This window comes from Rathayibacter sp. VKM Ac-2804 (assembly GCF_009866655.1).
In the GTDB taxonomy this organism is placed as follows: Bacteria; Actinomycetota; Actinomycetes; order Actinomycetales; family Microbacteriaceae; genus Rathayibacter.
The window spans coordinates 1,032,550-1,053,893 of the sequence record NZ_CP047420.1; the positions used below are offsets into that span (position 1 = coordinate 1,032,550).

Here is a 21,344-nt window from a genome sequence, read left to right on the forward strand (position 1 = left end):
AGTCCGCTCGCCCTCCGATCGCCCGAAACATCCCCGCAATCTGCCCCGCACTAGAGTCGTGCCATGGGTGACCTCTTCGACGGATACGGGTCCCAGAAGGTCGAGCGGCCCCGCACGGGCGCCTCACCCTGGGACGAGATGTTCGCCGATGTCGCGGCGACGAGCGGCCCCGCCGGCGTCCGCGACTCCTACCGCGACATCTACTCCTCGCTCGCGCGGATGACGCAGGAGGAGCTGCGCGGTCGCACCGATGCGCTCGCCTCCTCCTACCTCGCGCAGGGCGTGACCTTCGACTTCGCGGGCGAGGAGCGGCCCTTCCCGCTCGACGCCGTCCCGCGCGTGATCGAGAGCGCCGAGTGGAACGAGGTGCAGAGCGGCATCAAGCAGCGCGTCCGCGCGCTCGAGGCCTTCCTCGCCGACGTCTACGGCCCGCAGAACGCGGTGAAGGACGGCGTGATCCCCGCCGCCCTGCTCTCCAGCTCCAGCCACTTCCACCGCCAGGCCGCCGGGATCGAGCCGGCCAACGGCGTGCGGATCCAGGTGTCCGGCATCGACCTGATCCGCGACGAGGTCGGCGACTGGCGGGTGCTCGAGGACAACGTCCGCGTGCCCTCCGGCGTCTCCTACGTCATCTCGAACCGCCGCGTGATGGCGCAGACGCTGCCCGAGCTGTTCGTCTCGATGCGCGTGCGACCGGTCGGCGACTACCCCAACCGCCTGCTCCAGGCCCTGCGCGCCTCCGCCCCCGAGGGTGTCGACGACCCCACCGTCGTCGTGCTCACCCCCGGCGTCTACAACTCGGCCTACTTCGAGCACACCCTGCTCGCGCGGCTGATGGGCGTGGAGCTCGTCGAGGGGCGCGACCTCTTCTGCACCGGCGGCAAGGTGTTCATGCGCACCACCTCCGGCCCCACCCGCGTCGATGTGATCTACCGCCGCGTCGACGACGAGTTCCTCGACCCGCTGCAGTTCCGCGCCGACTCGATGCTGGGCTCGCCGGGTCTCATGCTCGCGGCCCGCCTGGGCAACGTCACGATCGCGAACGCGGTCGGCAACGGCGTCGCCGACGACAAGCTCGTCTACACCTACCTGCCCGACCTGATCCGCTACTACCTCTCGGAGGAGCCGGTGATCAAGAACGTCGACACCTGGCGCCTGGAGGATCCCGGTGCGCTCGAGGAGGTGCTCGACCGCCTCGACGAGCTCGTCGTGAAGCCGGTCGACGGCTCCGGCGGCAAGGGCCTCGTCGTCGGGCCGGCCGCCTCCGCGAAGGAGCTGGCCGAGCTGCGCTCGCGGCTCCGGGCCGACCCGCGCGGCTGGATCGCCCAGCCGGTGGTGCAGCTCTCGACGATCCCGACCCTGGTCGACGACGGGATGCGGCCGCGGCACGCGGACCTCCGTCCCTTCGCGGTCAACGACGGCAAGGACATCTGGGTCCTGCCCGGCGGTCTCACCCGGGTCGCGCTGCCCGAGGGCCAGCTCGTCGTCAACTCGTCGCAGGGCGGCGGCTCGAAGGACACCTGGGTCGTCGGCCTCGAGGGCCAGCAGACCGCCGAGCCGGACGCCCACGACATCTCGGGCCTCGTCGAGGACCAGGCCGCGGTGACGACGTCGATCCCGATCGTCTACCCGCTCAACCACACGCCCGACCAGTCGCCGCAGGACGCGGCCAACCACGACCAGGACCAGCAGCAGCAGCAGACGCTCGCCGCGGGGGAGGACGCCTGATGCTCTCCCGGATCGCCGAGTCGCTGTTCTGGATCGGCCGCTACATCGAGCGGTCGGACGGCACCGCCCGCATCCTCGACGTCCACCTGCAGCTCCTGCTCGAGGACCCGTGGATCGACGAGGACACCGCCTGCCGCTCCCTGCTGTCGGTGATGGGCTCCACTGCCCCGGACGACATGAAGGAGGTCACCCGCGCCGACGTGCTGACCATCCTCGCGATCGACCGCACGAACCCCGCCTCGATCGCCTACTCGCTCGGTGCCGCCCGCGAGAACGCCCGCCGTGCCCGCGAGATCGTCTCGACCGAGCTGTGGGAGTGCCTGAACACCACGCGCACCCGGATGCCCCGCCGCGTCACGGGGGAGCGGGTGTCGGAGTTCTTCGGCTGGGTGCGCGAGCGCTCGGCGCTCGCCGTGGGCATCATCGAGTCGGCCACCTCGCGCGACGAGGCCTGGCAGTTCTTCACCCTCGGCCGCTCGATCGAGCGCGCCGACATGACCGCCCGGCTGCTGGCGACCCGGTCGCTGACCGAGGCGAGCGGTCCGTCCTGGACGACGATCCTGCGCTCCTGCGGGGCGTACGAGGCGTACCTCCGCACCTACCGCGGCGTGCCGAGCGCGCGCAACGCGGCGGAGTTCCTGCTGCTCGACCGGCTCTTCCCGCGCTCGATCCTCTTCTCGGTCTCGCGCGCCGAGATGTGCATGCGCGACATCGAGCCGCGCACCGGCCGCGTCGGCCACACCGGCGACGCCCAGCGGGTGCTCGGCCAGATCCGCAGCGAGCTGGAGTACCGGCCGATCGCCGAGATCCTCGAGGACCTGCCCCGGCACATGGACAGCGTGCAGGAGGCGACCTCGTCGGCCTCCGAGGCGATCCGGCAGCGCTACTTCCCCACCAATGTCATGCCGAGCTGGATCGGGGAGGCGCTGTGAGCAGGCTGCGCATCACGCACACGACGGGGTTCACCTACCGGGGCGATGTCGTCGCGTCCTACAACGAGGCGAGGATGCTCCCCGCCTCCTCGGACGGGCAGCTCGTGCTCTCGTCCAACCTGGTCATCCGCCCGGTCACCTCGGCGCACACCTACACCGACTACTGGGGCACCCGGGTCTCGTCCTTCGACGTGCTCGACCCGCACCAGGAGCTCTCGCTCACCGCGACCTCGCTCGTCGAGATCCGGCCCAAGGCGCACCCCGACCACCCCGTCGGCTGGGAGCAGCTCGACGACCAGGTCCAGACGCTGACCGAGTACGTCGAGCAGCTCAAGCAGACCAACCGCACCGCCCCGCCCGAGGACCTCGTCGAGCTGGCCCGTCGGCTGGCCGACGCTGCGGAGGGCCCGTGCGACGCGGCCCTGTCGATCGCCGAGACGATCGGTCGTGAGATGACCTACCGCCAGGGCGTCACGGGTGTGCACTCGACGGCGACCGAGTCGTGGACCGCCCGCGAGGGCGTCTGCCAGGACATCACCCACATCGTCCTGGGCGCGCTGCGCTCGACCGGCATCCCCGCGCGCTACGTCTCCGGCTACCTGCACCCCAAGCCGAACGCCGCGATCGGCGAGACGGTCGTGGGGGAGTCGCACGCCTGGGTCGAGTGGTTCTGCGGCGGCGCCTGGCGCGGCTACGACCCGACCAACCTGATCGACATCGGCGACCGCCACGTGATCGTCGGCCGCGGCCGCGACTACAACGACATCGCCCCGCTCCGCGGCGTCTACGCCGGGCCGCACTCCTCGAAGCTCTTCGTCCGGGTGGAGATCACGCGCGAGGCGTGAGGGCGGGGGTCGTCACGAGGGCGACCTCCTCCTGGGCGGCGGGCTCGCCGGCGCGGGCGCGGCGGCGGGTGCGCAGGTACCAGCCGAGGCCGACGCCGGCGGCGAGCGCGCCCGAGGCGGCGCCGACCAGCATCGCCCAGCGCGGGCCGTAGGCGTTGGCGACCCAGCCGATCAGCGGAGCGCCGATCGGGGTGCCGCCCATGAAGATCGCCATGTAGAGCGCCATGACGCGGCCGCGCATCTCCGGGGTGGTGGAGAGCTGCACGTAGCCGTTGGCCGAGGTCATCAGCGTCTGCGCGGCGATGCCGACGAAGGGCAGCAGGATCGCGAAGGCCCAGACGGTCGGCATCAGGCCGGCGAGGGCGAGTGCGACGCCGAAGGCTGCCGCGGCGCCGACGATCAGGCGCAGCCGGGGGCGGTCGCGACGGGCCGAGAGCAGGGCGCCGACGACCGAGCCGACGGCGATGGCGGAGGAGAGCAGGCCGAACTCGCTGGCGCCCATGTCGAATTCGACCGTCGCCATCGTCGAGGCGAAGATCGGGAAGTTGAGGCCGAAGGTGCCGATCAGGAAGACGATCGAGAGCACGACCACGATGTCCGGCCGGCGCGAGACGTAGCGGAAGCCCTCGAGCAGGGCGCCGGGGCCGCGGGTCGCCCGGGGAGCCGAGCGCAGCTGCTCGCGGTGCAGGAAGCGCAGCGAGACCAGCACGGCGACGAAGCTCGCCGCGTTGAGGAGGAAGACCCAGCCCGAGCCGACCGCGGCGATCAGCACGCCCGCGAGGGCCGGGCCGATCATCCGCGCGGAGTTGAAGGAGGCGGAGTTCAGCGAGACGGCGTTGGAGAGGTCGCGCTCCTCGACGAGGGCGGAGACGAAGGTCTGCCGCACGGGGGCATCGATCGCGGCCGCGAAGCCCAGGAGCAGCGCGAAGACGTAGACCATCCAGAGCTGCACGATCCCCGTCACCACGATCAGACCGAGGGCGAGGCCGAGGACGGCCATCGCGGCCTGCGTCGCCATCAGGAGCTTCCGGCGGTCGAAACGGTCGGCGATGAAGCCGGAGAAGGGGACCATCAGCAGCTGCGGGCCGAACTGCAGCGCCATCGTCACGCCGAGCGCGGTCGCGTCGTGGTCGGTCAGATCGTTGATGACGATCCAGTCCTGGGCCGTGCGCTGCATCCAGGTGCCGATGTTGGAGACCATCGCACCGGCGAACCAGATGCGGTAGTTCGGCACCGCGAGCGAGCGGAACATCGCGCTCATCGGTCCGCCACCTCGCGCAGCAGCGCGGCGGCGTCGTGCAGCAGCCGGCGCTGGGCGGGATCGAGCTCGCGGAGGCGGGCGATGAGCCAGGCGTCGCGGCTGCGCCGGACGTCGAGGACCAGCTCGGAGCCGCGGGCCGTCGCGCGGATGCGGGTGACGCGGCCGTCGCTCGGATCGGCGAGGCGCTCGACGAGTCCGTCGTCGGCGAGGCAGCCGACGGTGCGGGTCATCGAGGGCGGACGGACTCGCTCCGCCTCGGCCAGCTCGCCGAGGGTGCGCGGGCCCTCGCGGTGCAGCAGCGCCAGGACGCCGAACTGCGCGTCGCTCAGCTCGTGCTCCGCCTTCTCCTGGCGCAGGCGGCGGCCGAGCCGGCCGACGGCGATGCGCGTCTCGCCGGCGAGGGCGGGGAGGTCGGTGTCGGGCGAAGTCACATAGTTAGCCTAACAAAAGAATTGAGCGGATGCATGCTGGCGACCAGCTCGCGCAGCCGGCGTATCGAGACCTCGGGGCCGATCCCCCCCCCCCCGTTGTGGCCACGCCGTCCGCGACGGCTAGGCGGGCCGGTCGGCGCTCAGTACGGTCGGGGGAAGACCAGGCCGGGGACATCTCGCGTACGGTGACCTGGTCCGATCGGCCGCCCGACCCGGAAGGGCGGCTCCCGCGCCCCCGGCCTGGCCTCCGCCTCCCGTCGTTCCGCGACGGCAGCGGGACCCGGGTCAGGCCCGACGGGCCGTGCGCACCGCGCCGACGCTCGCGACCACGACGAGGGCGATGCCGACCGCCTCGATCGCGGTCAGCCGCTGGCCCAGGACGAGGAAGCCCGAGAGCGCCGCCGCGCCGGGCGCCAGCGCCATCAGGATCGAGAAGGTCGACGAGCGCAGCCGCCGCAGCGCCAGCAGCTCGAGGGCGTAGGGCAGCGCCGAGGACAGCACGGCGACCGCGAGCCCGAGCAGCAGCACCGGCGGCAGCACCAGCGCGGGGCCCGCCGTGGCGATGCCGAACGGCAGCGAGACGATCGCTCCGGCCGTCAGTGCGAGCGCCAGCCCGTCGAGCCGCGGGAAGCGCCCGCCGGTGCGCCCGGCGAAGACGATGTAGGTGGCCCAGAGCGCGGCGGCGCCGAGGGCGAAGGCGACGCCGACGGGATCGAGCGAGGAGAAGCCGCCCTGGGAGAGCACGACGACACCGCCGAGGGCGAGGGCGGCCCAGAGCAGGCTGACGAGACTCCGGCCGGCGATCACCGAGAGCACCAGCGGCCCGAGCACCTCGAGCGTCACCGCCGCTCCCTGCGGAATGCGGGCGATGGCCTCGTAGTAGCAGGCGTTCATGCCGCCGAGGGCGAGACCGTAGGCGCCGACGGTGGCCCAGTCGGAGCGCGAGTAGCCGCGGACCCGCGGCCGGCAGACGACGAGCAGCACCAGTGCCGAGAAGACCAGGCGGAGCGTCACCGTCCCGATCGGGCCGGCGGCGGGGAAGAGCAGGACGGCGAAGGATGCGCCGAGCTGGACGCTCGCGATCGAGCCGAGCACGAGTCCGATCGACCCCGCGCTCACCCGGGCGGGCGGGACGGCGTTCAGCTCGAGCGCCGCTGCTTCTGCACGGGAGGGACGTTGTAGCCGAGCAGGCCGACGCCGGTCTCGTCCCAGAGCAGGGTCGTCAGCGAGACGTTGTCGACCGAGGGGAAGGTGTGGCGGTAGGTCTCGGGGTTGATGCCGAGGTAGGCGCAGAGCAGCAGCCGGATCAGGGTGCCGTGCGCGACGACGAGCACCCGGCCGTCGGGGTGCTCGCGGTGGATCCGCGCCAGCGCCGTGTTGGCGCGCGCGACGGCGTCGAGGCCCGACTCGCCGCCGGGCATCGGCTGGATTGCGGGAGCGGCCACCCAGGCGCGGTACTCGTCCGGGAAGCGCTTCTCCATCTCGGCGTTGGTCAGCCCCTCGCCCTGGCCGAAGTCGACCTCGACGAGGGCCGGATCGAGCTGCACCTCGAGGTGGGCGGCCCGGGCGGCGGGCACTGCGGTGCGCACGGCGCGGACGAGGGTGGAGGAGTACACGGCGTCGAGCTCGGCGTCGACGGCCCAGGAGGCGAGCGTCGCCGCCTGGTCCTGGCCGAGCGGGGTCAGCGCGATGTCGGAGGAGCCCGCGTAGCGGTTCTCGGCGTGCCAGACGGTCTCTCCGTGCCGGGCGAGGATCAGGGTCGTCACCGGACGAGCCTATCGAGGCCGCCGCTGGGAACCCGACCGGTCATGCCGCGCGCACGTCGTAGTGAGCGTCGACCAGGACCGGGAGGTGGTCGGAGACTCCCTGCGGCAGGGTCGAGACCCGCTCGATCCGGACCGAGTCGCTGATCGCGAAGTCGAAGTGACCGCTGAAGTAGCGGTAGCGCGCGTAGGTCGGGGAATCGCTCCGCGACACCAGGTAGCCGTTCTGCGTCATCTTGCGGTCGAGTCCGCGGAAGAACCAGGGGTAGTTGTAGTCGCCGACCATCAGCGACGGCGTCTCCGGGGCGTACTCGCGGAGGCGGTCGAGTGCCTCGCCGATCTGCTTGCGGCGCAGCGCGTTGCCGGCCGAGAGCGGGGCGGCGTGGAAGGAGGAGACGGCGATCGATCCGCCCTCGCGGTCCTCGAGCCGGACGGCGAGCAGGCGCTCGTGAGCGGGGGACATCACGCGGTCGTGCATCGACTTGCTGAGCTCGAACGCGGCGCTGCCGAGCAGCTCGAAACGGGCGTGCGAGTAGTAGACGGCGAGGCCGAGGCGGTTGCGCGCGGTCACCGAGGCGAGCCGCAGATCGCCGAGCTCCTGCGGGAGCTTCGTGGTGTCGCACTCCTGCAGGCAGAGGACGTCGACGTCGTGACGGGCGGCGAGGGGGGCGATCTCGCCGTGCGCCCGGTGCTCCCGGAGGTTGTAGGAGATCACCCGGAGGGCGCGTTCGTTCGGCTGCATTGCGCCAGTGTAGGGCCGTCGGCGGGGGCCTCCGGCGACGTTCCGGCGAACACGGAGGGACGGCGGAGGGCCCCCGCGCCTCCCGGCCGGCGCAGTGCCGGTGAGGAGGTGCGAGGGCCCCGGGAGGGTGGCGCTCAGTGCCCGGCAGTGCCGGACGCGTCGGTGCCGTCGGCGGTCTCCGCGTCGGTGCCGTGGACGCCGTCGGTGGGTCCCCAGTCGGGCAGGGGCGGGTTCTGCTCCTCGCCCGCGGCGTCGACGCCGTCGGGTCCGTCGGGGGACGGGCTGCCGACCTCGTCGAGGCCGGCGGGGTTCCCGGTGCCGGCGCTGCCGGTGGTCTCCTCGGGGTCGACGGGGGTGGTCTCGATGTCGTTCTCGGAGCTGCTCATGGGGCAACGCTAGGACTCCGCCGAGCGGCCCGGAAGCCCCTTGCATCTCATCGAGAAGCCGCTCCTCGTCGGCCGTCGTCCCACTGACGGGGGACGGGCTCCGCGTGCTCGCGTCGGACCGGGCGTCTCGCGACGATCGAGCCGGACCACCCGTCACTGTCGCCGGTGTGGCGCCGAAGCCCGCTCACCTCGACCGGAAGGCCACACCGTGACCCACGACTCCTCGCCCCGCCCCGATGACGACCGCCTGGTCACCCGCCGCTCCGTCACCGCCGCCGCCGCGTGGACCGTGCCGGTCGTCGCCGTCGCCGTCGCCACCCCGTCCGCTGCGGCGTCGATCGTCGATCTCGGCGCGTACGCGCTCCGCGGCACCTGCGGCACCCTCGGTCTGCTCGGCCCCGGCTTCCTGCTGCAGGCGGGCCCCACGGAGCCGCTGCCGACCGGCACGACGATCATCATCACCGGTTCCGGGGTCGCCAACATCGGCGTCTTCTCGGTCTCGGGCGGCACGGCCACCGTGACCGTGCTGAGCAACACGTCCCGTCAGATCACCCTGACGGCCCCGCTGCCGGCGGGAGCGACCATCGCCGTCCGCACGACGCTCTCGATCAGCGTCGCCTTCCAGCTCAACGCCGTCTCGACGCTGCCCTCCGGCTACACCGGGACCGGCTCGAAGACGGCGGCGAACGTGTCGAGCACGCTCATCCTCTGCTCCGCGAACTGACGCGCGGAACGGCGAAGACCCTCCTCCTCCTTCTCGGAGGGGAGGGCCTTCGCCGTTCGTGCGGTGCGGAGCGGCGGCTCAGCGCCCGTAGGCGCCGGCGGCGGGGCAGTCGAACGGGTCGCCGCCGGCCGAGAGGCCCACGCGGTTGAGGTAGCGGACGACGATGCCGTACGACTCGAGCAGCGAGGTCTCGGTGTAGGGGATCTGGTGCGTCGCGCAGTACTCCTTGGCGATGACCTGGGCCTCGCGCAGGGCGGGGCGGGGCATGTTCGGGAAGAGGTGGTGCTCGACCTGGTAGTTCAGGCCGCCCATGAAGTAGTCGTTGAACCAGTTGCCGCGGATGCTGCGCGAGGTGAGGACCTGGCGGCGCAGGAAGTCGACGCGCGCCTCCTTCGGCAGGATCGGCATGCCCTTGTGGTTCGGGGCGAACGACGCGCCCATGTAGAGGCCGAAGACGGCCATCTGCACGCCGACGAAGGCGAAGGCCATGCCGAGCGGCAGCGCCCAGAAGACGACGGCGAGGTACAGGCCGACGCGGGCGACGAGCATCGAGATCTCGACCCAGCGCTTGTCGACCTTGCCCTTGCCGAACACGGTGCGGAAGCCGTGCAGGTGCAGGTTGATGCCCTCGAGCAGCAGGAGCGGGAAGAACGCGTAGCCCTGACGGCGGGTCAGCCAGGCGTACGCGCCGCGCGAGCGCGCCGCGTCCTCCGGCGTGAACGACACGACGTCGCGGACGATGTCCGGGTCCTTGCCGAGCACGTTCGGATTGGCGTGGTGGCGGCTGTGCTTGTTCATCCACCAGGAGTAGCTAATGCCGACGACGAGGTTCGCGAGCGTGCGGCCGGCGACGTCGTTGGCCTTGCCGGACTCGAACACCTGGCGGTGCGAGGCCTCGTGCGCGAGGAAGGCGAACTGGGTGAGGACGATGCCCAGCGCGGCGGCGAGCAGCAGCTGGAACCAGGAGTCCCCCAGCAGGACGAAGCCGGTGACGATGCCGCCGAGGGCGAGCGTCAGCACGGAGAAGAGGATGTAGTAGAAGCCGCGGCGGCGGCGGAGCAGCCCCGCGTCGCGCACGGTGCTCAGGAGACCGGAGTACTCGGTCGTCGGGTTCGTGTTGCCCTCGCCGCGGGGGCGGGTGCGGACGACACGGGGGGAGGCCTGGACCCGGGGGGAGGCCTCGACCCGGGGGGCGGTGGGGACGTTTCCGTCGGACAGTGCGGTGGGGGTGCTCATCGGCGCCTCGCTCGTTCGGGGTGGCCGTCCTCGTCGACGGCCGCTCGGTGAGCGATCCCCGGGAGGTCCGGGTCCGCTCATGGTGTTCACCGCGCCGGTAGGGGCCGGACGAGGCTGCGGCCAACCGGGTTCCGGGGCGACCGAGGTCAACACTATGGGGTGCCGTGCGGCCCCGCATCAGGGCGATTGCCAGTCTTCGAGAGGCATGCCGGAGGGGGTATGCGATGAGGAGAACTCCGGGCCGATCAGGGGATCGTCGGCCCGGAGCCTCCTCAGCGGTCAGGAGCCGATCGAGTCCTGGGGGCGACCCGTCTTGAGCGCGGCCAGGCGGGCCTCGACCTCGGTCATCTCGCCGAGGTCCTCGAGGGATTCGAACTGCGCGTCGAGGCTCGACGAGGCGAGCTCCTCGGCGCCTCGGACGCGGGCCTCCTCGCGGCGGATCTTCTGCTCGAAGCGGCTCACCTCGCTGGTCGGATCCATGATGTCGATGCTCTTGATCGCGTCCTGGACCTGCGACTGGGCCTCGACGGTCTTCGAGCGGGCGATCAGCTCGTCGCGCTTGGACGAGAGCTGGTTCAGCTTCTCGCGCATCTGGTTCAGGCCCGACTTGAGCTTGTCGACGACCTCGGTCTGCGAGGCGATGGTCGGCTCGGCGTCCTTCGCCTCCTTCTCGGACTGGATCTGACGGGTCAGGGCGACCTTGGCGAGCGCGTCGAACTTGTCGGCGTCGCCGGCGTTGCCGGTGGCGCGCAGCTCGTCGGCCTTGCGGCTCGCGGCGAGGGCCTTGCCGCCCCACTCGTCCGCGTTCTGCACGTCCTCGCGGTAGTCGTCCTCGAGCAGGCGCAGGTTGCCGATGGTCTGCGCGATGGCGGCCTCGGCGTCGCGGATGCTGTCGGTGTAGTCGCGGACCATCTGATCGAGCATCTTCTGCGGGTCCTCGGCCTGATCGAGGAGCGCGTTGATGTTGGCCTTCGCGAGCTGCGCGATGCGACCGAAGATCGACTGCTTCTGAGCCATGGTGTCTCTCCTTGGGTGAGGGGCTTGCGGGCGGGGGCCGAGCGGATGCGGGCCCGGGGTCTGTGAGCGGGGGTCGTCGGATCGAGCGGGTGGTCCGGAGCGGGTCAGAAGCGTCCGCCGCCGCCGCGACGGCCTCCGCCGCTACCGCCGCCGAAGCCGCCCCCGGAGGAGCGACGGGAGCCTCCGCCGCCGAAGCCACCACCCCCGAAACCGCCGCCCCCGAAGCCGCCGGAGCGGTAGCCGGAGCGTCGGCCGCCGCCGCCGCCGAGGAGCGACTCGACGAGGATGCCGCCGAGGAAGGCGCCGGTGGTGTTGCCGCCGTAGCCGCCGCCGAGACCGGGGGCGGAGTAGGCGCTCGCGTCGGAGCGGGCGGCCTGGAGCGCCTGCTGCGCGAGGGCGGAGGCGCGCTGCGCGGAGGCGAGCGCCTCGGCCGGGTCGGTGGCCGCGATCTGCGCGGCGTACTCCGCCGAGCGGACGGCCTCGGCGACCCGGGTGCGCGCCTGCGAGCCGACGGCCCCGCGACGGGCGGCGATGAAGTCCTCCGCGGCGGAGACGCGGCTGCGGGCGGCGCCGATCTCGGCGGCGAGTGCGGCCTGTCGGCGCTCGCGCTGCGCCTGGGCGTCGCGGTAGCCACCGACCGCCGCGTCGATGGTCGCATCGGCCGCGGTCAGGCGCTCCAGCAGTGCGAGCGGGTCGCGCGGGCCCGCGGCGGCGTCGCGCTCGACGGCGTCGAGAGCGGCTTCCGTCGTAGCGACCGCGGACTGCACGTTCGCGACGAGGGGCGCGCTCGCGGCGTCGGCGGAGTCGCCGGCCGCGACGATCGCGCGGCCCTGGGCGGCGTCGGCGCGGATCTCGGCGACCCGGCCGGCGAGGGTGCGCTCCGCCTCCTGCAGGTCGGTGGCGCGGGTCGCGACGGCGTCCAGGAGGCCCGAGGCCTGCTCCGCCGCCTGCTGGCCCGCGCGCAGCAGCACGGCCGCGCGGCCCGAGTCGCCGGCGGTGAGCGCCGTCCGCGCCTCGGCGACCTGGTCGTCGGCGAAACGGAGGCGGTCCTCCGCCTGGTCGGCGTCGTCCTCCACATCGTCGATCGCCGTCGGGGCGTAGCGGGTGGAGAGGTCGGCGAGCAGGGCGCGGGTGGGGGAGAGGCGGGCCCGGACCTCCGCGGCGCGCGCGGTGAGGCGGGCGGCCACCTCCGGGGCGTTCTTCTCGAGGGCGCGGAGCTCCTCGAAGGCCTCCGCCTTCTCGTCCAGCACCTGCTCGGCGTCGGCGCAGAGCTGGAGGATCCGGCCGTAGCCGTCGCGGCGCTCCTGATCGGTCTCCGGCTCCGCGTCGTCGAGCCGCTGCTGCAGGGCGAAGGCCTCGCCGAGGAGGCGCTTCGCGGTGACGAGCGCCTCGCGGAAGGGGCCGGTCGCGTCCGAGCCGAACTGCGCCTCCGCGAAGCCGACCTCCTGCTCGCTGGTGCGCACGGCGTCGTCGGCGTGCACGAGGGCGGAGCCGGAGCGGGTCGCGAGCTCGTCGATCGACGCCTCGACCGCCTCTGCTGCCTTCCGGCGGCGCGCGCGGCGGACGAGCAGCCAGACGATCACGCCCACGACGAGCAGTGCGGCCAGCACGGCGAGGACGACCAGGAGGCCGGAGCCGAGCGACTCGCCCGCGCTCGGCGCGTCGAGGCGGGTGCCGATGCCCTGGGCTGCCGCGACGGCGGCGCCCGCCCAGTCGCCGTCGACCAGCTGCGGCTCGATGTCGTCCGTCTCCAGCGCGGAGACCTGGCCGGCGTCGAGGGCGAAGCCGTTGTCGACGGACACCTGGTACTGCCGGGACTCGATCGCCACGGCGAGGAGCACGTCGTTCGTGCCGAGTCCGTTGAGCTCCGCGGTCGCGTCGGACCAGCGCTCGTCGCCGGTGGTGCCGGTGAAGGTGTCGACGTAGGCGACGAAGAGCTGGACGCTGTGCTCCTGGTAGAGCTGGGCGGAGGCCGCCTCGATGTCGCCGATCTCCGCGGAGCTGAGGACTCCGGCCGAGTCGAGGACGACGGAGGAGCCGAGGGTCGCGGGCGGCTCAGCGGCTGCGGTGGCGGCCGGCACGAGCGCGAGAGCGGCGGCTGCGAGCAGGGCGAGGAGCGCTGCGATCGGCGATCGGCGGGCGCCCCGGCGGGCCGCGGCCCTCGTCGGGGATGAATCGTTCGGCATCGCGCACTCCCTCGTCGTTCGCCTCCCGAGTGTAGACAGCCCGGGTGTCACCCGAGCGAGGGCTGTCCGAGAGGAGGAGAGCGGGGGAGTGCGTGACGGAGCGTCCGTGCTGATCGAATAGCCCGCGCAGCGGGCGCATCGAGATCCACCGGCGCCAGCAGGCGGGTCTGCAGGCCACCCTGCTGAGGACGGCGGGTCTCGATACGCCGCTCCGCGGCTGCTCGACCGGCAGGACTCGCGCGATCACTCGATTCGAGCGGGGGCCGTTCGTGTCGGCGGCTCCGACCGCCGCCTCGTCGAGCAGGTGACCCTATCGGCCGCGCAGGTCCGGGTCGGGCGAGACGGAGAACGTCCAGGGCAGGTCGCGGAACTCGCCGTTCTCGAGTACCGCGAGCAGAGCGAGACGCATCCTCTCGACGGTCTCGTCATCGGCCAGGATGCCGATCGTGAACTCGGTGAGCTCTGCAGACATCTGCTCGTCTCCTTCATCCGGCGCAGGGAACAGCAGGACTGTAGGCCGGGCGACGAGCGGCCGTCCCGGATGGCGTGAGGTGCTGTCGCGTCGTGCTCCTGACCATGCTGATCGAGTAGCCCGCGCAGCGGGCGTATCGAGATCCGCCGGTGTCAGCGGGCCGGTCCGCAGGCTTCTCTGCTGACGGCGTCGGGTCTCGATACGCCGCTCCGCGGCTACTCGACCAGCATGTTCCGCGCGACGCTCCTCTCGACCTGAGGGCGATGTGGCCGCCCGGCGCACCGTGAGTGGGAGAACGCCGGGAAGCGGAATGCGCGCGGGGCGGGCGCCGTTGCCTCCGGGGTGCGTCCCGGGAACGGTGACGCGCCCTCCCCCCGCTCTCCGATCGAAAGGCGATCCGTGGATCCCTTCTCCCCCCTCACCGCCGGCGACCTCGAGCTGCCGAACCGCCTCGTGATGGCGCCGATGACGCGCCTGCGCGCCGACGAGCAGGGCGTCCCCGGCGCCCTCATCGCCGAGCACTACGCCCAGCGCGCCTCCCTCGGCCTGATCATCAGCGAGGGCGTCTTCCCGAGCGCCGAGTCGAAGGCGTACCCGGGCCAGCCCGGCATCGTCACCGCCGAGCAGGCCGAGGGCTGGAAGGGCGTCGCCGACGCCGTGCACGCCGCCGGCGGCCGCATCGTCATGCAGGTCATGAACGGCGGGCGCGTCACGCACACCGACGTCACCGGCACCGACCGCATCGTCGCGCCGAGCGCCGTCGCCATCGACGGCGAGGTCCGGGTCCCGAGCGGCGAGAAGAAGCCGTTCCCGGTCCCGCACGCGCTGACCACCGAGGAGCTCGCCACCGTCCGCGACGAGTTCGTCGCCGGTGCCCGCCGCGCGGTCGACGCCGGTTTCGACGGCGTCGAGGTGCACGGAGCCAACGGCTACCTGCTGCACGAGTTCCTCTCGCCCGTGTCGAACGTCCGCACCGACGCCTACGGCGGAAGCCCCGCCGCCCGCGCCGCGTTCGTGATCGAGGTGACCCGCGCGGTCGCCGAGGAGATCGGCGCCGGCCGGGTCGGCATCCGCCTCTCTCCCGCGCACAACATCCAGGACGTCGTCGAGACCGATGAGGCCGACGTGCGCGCCACCTACGAGGCGGTCGTCGACGGCCTCGCGCCGCTGGGCCTCGCCTACCTCAGCGTCCTGCACGCCGAGCCCGCGGGCGAGCTGGTCCAGGACCTGCGCACCCGCTTCGGCGGCGTCTTCGTCGCGAACAGCGGCTTCGGCAGCCCGACATCCCGCGAGGAGGCGACGTCGCTGATCACCGAGGGCCACGCCGACGCCGTCGCGGTGGGCCGTCCGGTCATGGCCAACCCCGACCTCGTCGAGCGCTGGCAGGGCGGCCACCCCGAGAACGAGCTCGTCCAGGAGACCGTCTACGGCGGCGGCGCTGAGGGCTACACCGACTACGAGCGCCTCTCGGCGTAGTCACCCGCCGCTCGCCCGGCACGATCGGAAGGCCCGCTCCCTCACCGGGGAGCGGGCCTTCCTGCGTTCTCGTCGCCGGCGCGAGTCGCGCCCAGCGCGGGGTTCGCCTGGACGGGCCGCGTGTCGCGACAGCACTCGAAGGAACCATACGCAGATGGTATTCCTTTTCGAGCGGGAGCTTTCTCCCGTGGTGGGGGAGGACTCGAACCCGCCGGCTGCTGACCAGGATCGGGCAAAGATGTCATTCCGTTCACCGCTCAAGAAGACCGTCCTCGCCGCGATCATCGCCGTGGCAGTCCCCGTCGGTGCAGGCACACCTGCGGAAGCGGCGCCGTCGGTCTGCAACCGTCAACTTCCGAGGACGTCGACGGAATCCGATGGCGTCCCCGGAACGAACTTCTGGAAGCTCCTCCAGTGCTACGCCGCCGATGGCGGCTACAGCGGCCCGATCGATGGAGACCTCGGGCGCAACAGCTGGGTCGGCGTGGAGAGGCATCTCAAAGGCCAGCTCTTCTACTCCTCCGGGTCCTTCCCCGGCGTCCTGGATCAGGAGACGACCCGGGGGCTCGAGCGTTTCGGCGGTCACTACGGCAGCGGCCGCGCGACGGTCAACGGCTCGCTCGGCCCGGAGGACTACCGGGACATCGCTCAGGCACTCAACAACAAGTACGGAGCATGAGGCAGAAGTACCCGGACGGCTGGGCCTTCGTTCGAGTTCCGGCTTCTGACGCAGATGCGGTCGAGTGGCGGTCGCGCGGAAGCGCACGGAAGCGACGGAGTCGCCGCCTGTGAGGCGCTCGAGTGCGGTGCCGGTCCGGCACGGCCGGCTGCGCCGAAGGTCCGCGGCGCGGGATGTGGTGAGGGTCGCGGCCTCCGTGGTCGCCGTGCTCGTCGTGGGCTGCGGGTCCGTGGGCGCCATCGCGGCGGCGAGCATCGGCCGCACCGTCGCGGAGAACGCCGTCGATCTCGACGTCGGAGCGGCACTGTCCGCGTCGGCGACGCCGCGTCCGATCGGCGAGATGGAGGGCGGCTTCAACCTGCTCGTCGTCGGGGCGGACAACGATGCGGCGCAGGGCGACGAGTACGGCGGCAGGGACGCGACGCTGAACGACGTCAACATCCTCCTGCACGTCGCGCGCGACCACCGGAGCGCGGTGGTCGTCTCGCTGCCCCGCGACCTCCTCGTCGACCGGCCGGTGTGCACCGACCCGGAGACGGGGGTCGTCACGGCGGGGGAGGGCGACGTGCCGCTGAACTCCACGTTCTCGGCCGGCGGGCTCGCCTGCGTCAACCGCTCGGTGGAGCAGCTGACCGGACTGGACATCCCCTACGCCGGCTGGATCTCCTTCCAGGGTGTCATCGAGATGAGCGACGCGGTGGGCGGCGTCGACATCTGCTTGACGGGAGCCGTGCGGGACACGGATTCGGGGCTCGATCTCCCCGCCGGGACGAGCACGGTCTCCGGTGCGACAGCGCTCGCGTTCCTGCGGACGCGGCATGGCGTCGGGGACGGCAGCGACCTGGCGCGGATCTCGTCGCAGCAGCAGTTCCTGTCCTCGCTGATGAGGAAGGTGAAGTCGTCCGGCACGCTCTCGGACGCCGGCGCCCTGTACGGACTGGCGCATGCGGCGTCGCACGCGATGCACCTGTCGACGTCGATGACCGAGCCCCGGACATTGATCGGGCTCGCCCTCACGCTGAAGGACGTGGAACTCGATCGGCTGGTCTTCGTGCAGTACCCGGGCAGCACCGGCGACCCCGAGTTCCCCGGGAAGGTCGTGCCGGACCCGTCGCTCGGCCCTGACCTGATGGCGAAGGTGCGCGACGACGTCCCCTTCACCCCCGCGGCGCCGCAGGGAGTCGAGGGGGCGGAGGGCGGCGCCGAAGAATCGCGCGCGGTGCCGGAAGCAGCCCCGCCCGTCGCGACCGGCGCCGTCGCGCCGGACGCCGATCCGCTCCCTGGCGTCACCGGTCAGAAGGCGTCGGACCGCACGTGCGCTGTACCGGCGGAGTGAACTTCGTCATCGGCTCGGCACGCAGGAAGGCCCGCGCCCTGGAGGGGAGCGGGCCTTCCTGCGTTCTGCGTCCGATCAGTCGAGGTCGAGGCCGCCCTTGAGCTCCTGCTCGACCTGCTCGACGGTCTGCGGGTCGCCGTGCTCGACATCCGACTCGTCGGCGGCGTCGCCGCGGCGGCCCTCGCCGACGGCGCGGATCGAGGCCAGCTCGTCGGCGAGCGCCGGGTCCTCGGTGCGGCCGGCGGCGCCGTCGTCGGTGCTCACGACTCGATCTCTCCCGCGGAGACGGCCTCGGCGTACTTGCGGAGGTCCGGGCCGGGCTCGAAGTCGATGAACTGATCTTTCAGTCGTGCGTTCAGCTCGGCGAAGACGTCCTCCCAGGGCTCGCCCTTCTTGGTCTTCGCGAGGTCGAGCACCGCCTCGCGGAGGACCCTGTCCGAGTCCTCGAGGATCTTGTCGCGGGCTTCGTCGTTCCAGCGGATGTCCTGTGCGTCCATGCCTCGACCGTAGGTGGGCGGCCCACCCCGGCGCAGGGACTTGCGGACCGCGCGAGCGAGGCGTAGGCGCGCTGCCGATCCGTCGGCAACGGTCGTCCCGCCCGTGTGGCGAGAGCCGTTCGCGACGGATCGACGGCGCGGGTCAGGACAGGTGCGGGACGACGTCGCGCTCGAAGAGCTCGAGGCCGGAGCGGTCGTAGGCGGCGTCCGGGAAGTACGTGATCGCGTAGTCCATGCCGCGCTCGCGCATGTCGCCGAGGCGGTCGACGATCTGCGCGGGGGTGCCGACCGCGAGCGCGTCGGGGCTGCGGTACTCGGCGACGAACGCCGAGGCCGCCTCGGCGCCGAGCGCGGGGGTGACGCGGTCCTCCAGGCGCTGCAGGCCCTTCTCGACCTCCGCCTCCGTCTCGGCGATCATCACGTTGTAGTTGGAGCTGCGGGTGATCGCCGCGTAGTCGGTGCCGAGCCGCTCGCAGTGCCCGCGGAGGACGGCGCTCTTGTGGTCGAACGCCTCCGGCGCGCCCGCGAAGTTGGTGTACTGCGCGTACTGCGCCGCGATGCGCAGCGTCACCTTCTCGCCGCCGCCGGCCACCCACAGCGGGATGCCGCCGTCCTGCAGGGGGAGCGGGCGGTTCACCGCGCCGTCCACCTGGTAGTAGCGCCCGTCGAGCGTGGAGACGCCCTCGGTCCAGGCCTGGCGCATGATCTGCACGCCCTCGTCGAGGCGGCCGAGGCGCTCGGCGATCGGCGGGAAGCCGTAGCCGTAGGCGCGCCACTCGTGCTCGTACCAGCCGCCGCCGATGCCCATCTCGACCCGGCCGCCGGAGACGATGTCGACGGTGGTGGCGATCTTGGCGAGGTGCGCGGGGTTGCGGTAGCTCATGCAGGTGCACATCTGGCCGAGCCGCACCCGCGAGGTGGCGGCGGCGAACGCGGCCATCAGCGTCCACGCCTCGTGGGTGGCCTCCTCCGTCACCACCGGGACGGTGTGGAAGTGGTCGTAGACCCACACCGACTCCCAGGGGCCGGCGTCGGCGTGCTGGGCGAGGTCGCGCATGGTGCGCCACTGGTCGGCGGGATCGATGCCGACGAGGTCGTGGCGCCAGCCCTGGGGGATGAAGAGTCCGAATCGCATGCCGCCGACCCTAGGGTGGCGCGGCGCCCGGGTCGAGGGGGTGGCGGCGGCCGCGTACGCTTCCGAGCGATGCTGACGTTCACCGAGGACCTCGCCCTCCCCGTCGTCCTGCTGATGATCCTGGCCGCGTTCGCCGCCGGCTGGATCGACGCGGTGGTCGGCGGCGGCGGCCTGCTCCAGCTCCCCGCCCTGCTGCTCGTGCCGGGCATCTCGCCCGTGCAGGCGCTCGCGACCAACAAGCTCGCCTCGATCTTCGGGACGACGACGAGCGCGATCACCTACTACCGCAGGGCGAGGCCGGATCTGCGGACGGCCCTGCCGATGGCGGCGGTGGCGCTGGCCGGCAGCTACGGGGGAGCGAATCTGGCGGGGCTGCTGCCCGCCTCCGTCTTCAAGCCGATCATCGTCGTCGCGCTGATCGTGGTGGCCGTGGTGACGATCGCGCGGCCCGCGATGGGCAGCGTCACGGCGCTCAAGCACGCGGGGCGCCGGCACCTGGTGACGGCCGGGGTGCTCGGGCTCGTCATCGGCTTCTACGACGGGCTGATCGGGCCGGGGACCGGGACGTTCCTGATCATCGCTCTGATCACGGCGCTGGGCTACGACTTCCTGCTCGCGAGCGCGAAGGCGAAGATCGTCAACGTCGCGACGAACCTCGGTGCACTGCTGTACTTCGTGCCGGGCGGCCACGTGATCTGGCTGCTGGGGCTCTTCATGGGTCTCGCGAACGTGGCGGGCGCCTACCTCGGCTCGCGGATGGCGGTCGCGAAGGGGAGCCGGTTCATCAGGATCGCGTTCCTCGTGGTCGTCGGGGCGCTGATCGTGAAGCTCGGCTTCGACGTCTGGACGGAGAACCTGGCGCCGCTGCTGGGCTGACGCCAGGTCCCCGGATCAGCCGAAGGGGATCGCCCCGACCAGGACGCCGACCGCGAGCATCACCAGCGACACGATCACCGCGCGCCAGAGCACCTTGCGGTGGTGGTCGCCCAGGTTGACCGCGGCGAGCGAGACCAGCAGCAGGATCGCCGGGACCAGCGGGCTCTGCAGGTGCACGGGCTGGCCGGTGATCGAGGCGCGGGCCATCTCGACCGGGTCGATGCCGTACTGCGCGGCGCTCTCGGAGAGCACCGGGAGGATGCCGTAGTAGAACGCGTCGTTCGACATGAAGAAGGTCATCGGGATGCTCAGCACGCCGGTGATCACGGCGAGGAACGGTCCGAGCGCGGGCGGGATGACGTCGACGACCCACTCGGCCATCGCGTCGACCATGCCGGTGCCGTTCAGGACGCCGATCAGCACGCCGGCGGCGAGGACCATCGAGACGACGCCGACGATGCTCGGCGCGTGCTTGACGATCTCGGACGCCTGGTCCTTCATCTTCGGGAAGTTGATCAGCAGCGCGACCGCGGAGCCGACCATGAAGACGTAGGGGAGCGGCAGGATGTCCGCGACGAGCAGCGTCATCACGGCCAGGGTCAGCACGAGGTTGACCCAGATCAGCTTCGGGCGGAGCGTCTCGCGCTCGGGGTCGAGCATCGTGTCGGCCATCGCGGTGTCGGCGTCGTCGGCCTGGACGCGGGCGGCGACGGCGACCTGGGCGCCGCGCAGCGACTCCGGGCCGCGGAGGAAGGAGAAGCGCTCGCGGGCGACGGTGCGGATGCCGCCGGTGAGGGCGGCGAGGCCGCCGGTGCGGGCTCCGGAGCGGGACGACGAGCCGCGGCCGGCGCCGACGAGCTCCTGCTCGAGCATCGGCTCGGCCAGGGCGAGCGAGCCGAGGCGGCGGCGCTCGCCGAGTCCGAGGAACCAGGCGAAGACCAGCGTGACGGCGAGGCCGACGGCGAGCGAGGGCAGCATCGGCACGAAGATCTCGCTCGGCGAGACCTGCAGCGCCGCGGCGGCGCGCACCGTGGGGCCGCCCCAGGGCACGATGTTGAGCGTGCCGTTGGCGAGGCCGGCGACGCAGGTGAGGACGACGGGGTTCATCCCGAGGCGGAGGTAGATCGGCAGCATCGCGGCGGTGGTCACGATGAAGGTGGTCGAGCCGTCACCGTCGAGCGAGACCGCGCCGGCGAGCAGCGCGGTGCCGAGGACGACCTTGGCCGGGTCGTCGCCGAGCGCGCGGACGATGAAGCGGATCAGCGGGTCGAAGAGGCCGACGTCGATCATGATGCCGAAGTACATGATCGCGAACATCAGCAGGGCGGCCGTGGGGGCGAGGCTGCCGATCGCCTCGAGCACCATGTCGCCGATGCCGAGACCGGCGCCGGCGAAGAGCCCGAAGATCGTCGGGACGACGATCAGGGCGACCATGGGCGTGAGCCGCTTGGTCATGATCAGGGCCATGAAGGCCAGGATCATCGTGAATCCGAGTACTACCAACACTGCTGACTCCTTCGTCGTGGTGCGTCCGGGATCCCGCGGCGGGCTCTCCAGGTCGTGGACACACTAGGCAGCCCGGGCCGCCCGGCCCGGGTATCGCTCATTAGCGCGCGATCTGC

General features: G+C 72.2%; 22 protein-coding genes. 8 read left to right on the forward strand and 14 right to left on the reverse strand.

Annotated features, from left to right (window positions below; all coding sequences use genetic code 11):
• The first annotated feature begins 63 nt into the window (after window positions 1-63).
• From GTU73_RS04765 to GTU73_RS04775, 3 genes are read left to right on the forward strand one after another with little or no spacing between them, the layout of a single operon-like run.
• Entirely contained in the window at window positions 64-1,728 is a 1,665-nt protein-coding gene (locus GTU73_RS04765) for a circularly permuted type 2 ATP-grasp protein (RefSeq protein ID WP_160087445.1), read from the forward strand.
• On the forward strand, window positions 1,728-2,660 hold the full coding sequence (locus GTU73_RS04770; RefSeq protein WP_123444951.1) for an alpha-E domain-containing protein: 933 nt from the start codon (window positions 1,728-1,730) through the stop codon (window positions 2,658-2,660). Before GTU73_RS04765 ends, GTU73_RS04770 begins: the two co-directional genes overlap by 1 nt.
• Complete coding sequence (locus GTU73_RS04775) at window positions 2,657-3,505, forward strand: transglutaminase family protein (RefSeq protein WP_123444952.1); 849 nt, start codon at window positions 2,657-2,659, stop codon at window positions 3,503-3,505. Before GTU73_RS04770 ends, GTU73_RS04775 begins: the two co-directional genes overlap by 4 nt.
• Here the strand turns inward: GTU73_RS04775 and GTU73_RS04780 are convergent.
• From GTU73_RS04780 to GTU73_RS04805, 6 genes are all read right to left on the reverse strand, one after another.
• Window positions 3,489-4,766 (reverse strand): MFS transporter, encoded by a 1,278-nt coding sequence (locus GTU73_RS04780; RefSeq protein WP_160087447.1) that lies wholly within the window; start codon window positions 4,764-4,766, stop codon window positions 3,489-3,491. The two genes, GTU73_RS04775 and GTU73_RS04780, sit on opposite strands and share 17 nt — an antisense overlap.
• The gene (locus GTU73_RS04785; RefSeq protein ID WP_160087449.1) at window positions 4,763-5,197 is read right to left on the reverse strand and encodes a MarR family transcriptional regulator; all 435 of its coding nucleotides are present in this window, start codon (window positions 5,195-5,197) and stop codon (window positions 4,763-4,765) included. Before GTU73_RS04785 ends, GTU73_RS04780 begins: the two co-directional genes overlap by 4 nt.
• A 285-nt stretch (window positions 5,198-5,482) precedes the next feature.
• Complete coding sequence (locus GTU73_RS04790; protein WP_244231776.1) at window positions 5,483-6,316, reverse strand: EamA family transporter; 834 nt, start codon at window positions 6,314-6,316, stop codon at window positions 5,483-5,485.
• Between the two features lie 20 nt (window positions 6,317-6,336).
• Window positions 6,337-6,963 (reverse strand): histidine phosphatase family protein, encoded by a 627-nt coding sequence (locus GTU73_RS04795; protein ID WP_160087451.1) that lies wholly within the window; start codon window positions 6,961-6,963, stop codon window positions 6,337-6,339.
• A 40-nt stretch (window positions 6,964-7,003) separates the two neighbouring features.
• Window positions 7,004-7,702, reverse strand: coding sequence for an endonuclease/exonuclease/phosphatase family protein (locus GTU73_RS04800; protein WP_160087453.1), 699 nt, complete (start codon window positions 7,700-7,702; stop codon window positions 7,004-7,006).
• Between the two features lie 134 nt (window positions 7,703-7,836).
• Window positions 7,837-8,088: a hypothetical protein gene (locus GTU73_RS04805; protein ID WP_123701963.1), complete on the reverse strand. Its 252-nt coding sequence runs from the start codon at window positions 8,086-8,088 to the stop codon at window positions 7,837-7,839.
• A 208-nt stretch (window positions 8,089-8,296) separates the two neighbouring features.
• On the opposite strand from GTU73_RS04805, the gene GTU73_RS04810 reads away from it, so the two are divergent.
• Complete coding sequence (locus GTU73_RS04810) at window positions 8,297-8,812, forward strand: hypothetical protein (RefSeq protein WP_160087455.1); 516 nt, start codon at window positions 8,297-8,299, stop codon at window positions 8,810-8,812.
• Window positions 8,813-8,890: 78 nt separating this feature from the next.
• On the opposite strand, the gene GTU73_RS04815 is transcribed toward GTU73_RS04810, so the two are convergent.
• The 4 genes from GTU73_RS04815 to GTU73_RS04830 all read right to left on the reverse strand — a co-directional run bounded on the left by GTU73_RS04815 (window position 8,891) and on the right by GTU73_RS04830 (window position 13,723).
• The gene (locus GTU73_RS04815; protein WP_160087457.1) at window positions 8,891-10,048 is read right to left on the reverse strand and encodes an acyl-CoA desaturase; all 1,158 of its coding nucleotides are present in this window, start codon (window positions 10,046-10,048) and stop codon (window positions 8,891-8,893) included.
• A 279-nt stretch (window positions 10,049-10,327) separates the two neighbouring features.
• On the reverse strand, window positions 10,328-11,065 hold the full coding sequence (locus GTU73_RS04820; RefSeq protein ID WP_160087459.1) for a PspA/IM30 family protein: 738 nt from the start codon (window positions 11,063-11,065) through the stop codon (window positions 10,328-10,330).
• Window positions 11,066-11,169: 104 nt separating this feature from the next.
• Entirely contained in the window at window positions 11,170-13,251 is a 2,082-nt protein-coding gene (locus GTU73_RS04825; RefSeq protein WP_160087461.1) for a TPM domain-containing protein, read from the reverse strand.
• Window positions 13,252-13,561: 310 nt separating this feature from the next.
• The gene (locus GTU73_RS04830; RefSeq protein ID WP_160087463.1) at window positions 13,562-13,723 is read right to left on the reverse strand and encodes a hypothetical protein; all 162 of its coding nucleotides are present in this window, start codon (window positions 13,721-13,723) and stop codon (window positions 13,562-13,564) included.
• A 399-nt stretch (window positions 13,724-14,122) separates the two neighbouring features.
• On the opposite strand from GTU73_RS04830, the gene GTU73_RS04835 reads away from it, so the two are divergent.
• From GTU73_RS04835 to GTU73_RS04845, 3 genes are all read left to right on the forward strand, one after another.
• The gene (locus tag GTU73_RS04835) at window positions 14,123-15,199 is read left to right on the forward strand and encodes an alkene reductase (RefSeq protein WP_160087465.1); all 1,077 of its coding nucleotides are present in this window, start codon (window positions 14,123-14,125) and stop codon (window positions 15,197-15,199) included.
• A gap of 154 nt (window positions 15,200-15,353) precedes the next feature.
• Window positions 15,354-15,878: a hypothetical protein gene (locus tag GTU73_RS04840; protein WP_123444964.1), complete on the forward strand. Its 525-nt coding sequence runs from the start codon at window positions 15,354-15,356 to the stop codon at window positions 15,876-15,878.
• Between the two features lie 196 nt (window positions 15,879-16,074).
• The gene (locus tag GTU73_RS04845) at window positions 16,075-17,214 is read left to right on the forward strand and encodes an LCP family protein (RefSeq protein WP_160087467.1); all 1,140 of its coding nucleotides are present in this window, start codon (window positions 16,075-16,077) and stop codon (window positions 17,212-17,214) included.
• 75 nt (window positions 17,215-17,289) lie between these two features.
• On the opposite strand, the gene GTU73_RS04850 is transcribed toward GTU73_RS04845, so the two are convergent.
• From GTU73_RS04850 to GTU73_RS04860, 3 genes are all read right to left on the reverse strand, one after another.
• Window positions 17,290-17,478 (reverse strand): hypothetical protein, encoded by a 189-nt coding sequence (locus tag GTU73_RS04850; RefSeq protein WP_160087469.1) that lies wholly within the window; start codon window positions 17,476-17,478, stop codon window positions 17,290-17,292.
• Window positions 17,475-17,711, reverse strand: a complete 237-nt coding sequence (locus tag GTU73_RS04855) for a hypothetical protein (RefSeq protein ID WP_123444967.1) — start codon at window positions 17,709-17,711, stop codon at window positions 17,475-17,477. Before GTU73_RS04855 ends, GTU73_RS04850 begins: the two co-directional genes overlap by 4 nt.
• Window positions 17,712-17,853: 142 nt before the next feature.
• Entirely contained in the window at window positions 17,854-18,846 is a 993-nt protein-coding gene (locus GTU73_RS04860; RefSeq protein ID WP_160087471.1) for an LLM class F420-dependent oxidoreductase, read from the reverse strand.
• Between the two features lie 69 nt (window positions 18,847-18,915).
• Between GTU73_RS04860 and GTU73_RS04865 the strand changes: the two genes are divergently transcribed.
• Window positions 18,916-19,722: a TSUP family transporter gene (locus tag GTU73_RS04865; RefSeq protein ID WP_160087473.1), complete on the forward strand. Its 807-nt coding sequence runs from the start codon at window positions 18,916-18,918 to the stop codon at window positions 19,720-19,722.
• A gap of 15 nt (window positions 19,723-19,737) precedes the next feature.
• Here the strand turns inward: GTU73_RS04865 and GTU73_RS04870 are convergent, their stop codons facing one another.
• On the reverse strand, window positions 19,738-21,204 hold the full coding sequence (locus tag GTU73_RS04870; RefSeq protein ID WP_160087475.1) for a CitMHS family transporter: 1,467 nt from the start codon (window positions 21,202-21,204) through the stop codon (window positions 19,738-19,740).
• Window positions 21,205-21,344: the final 140 nt, after the last annotated feature.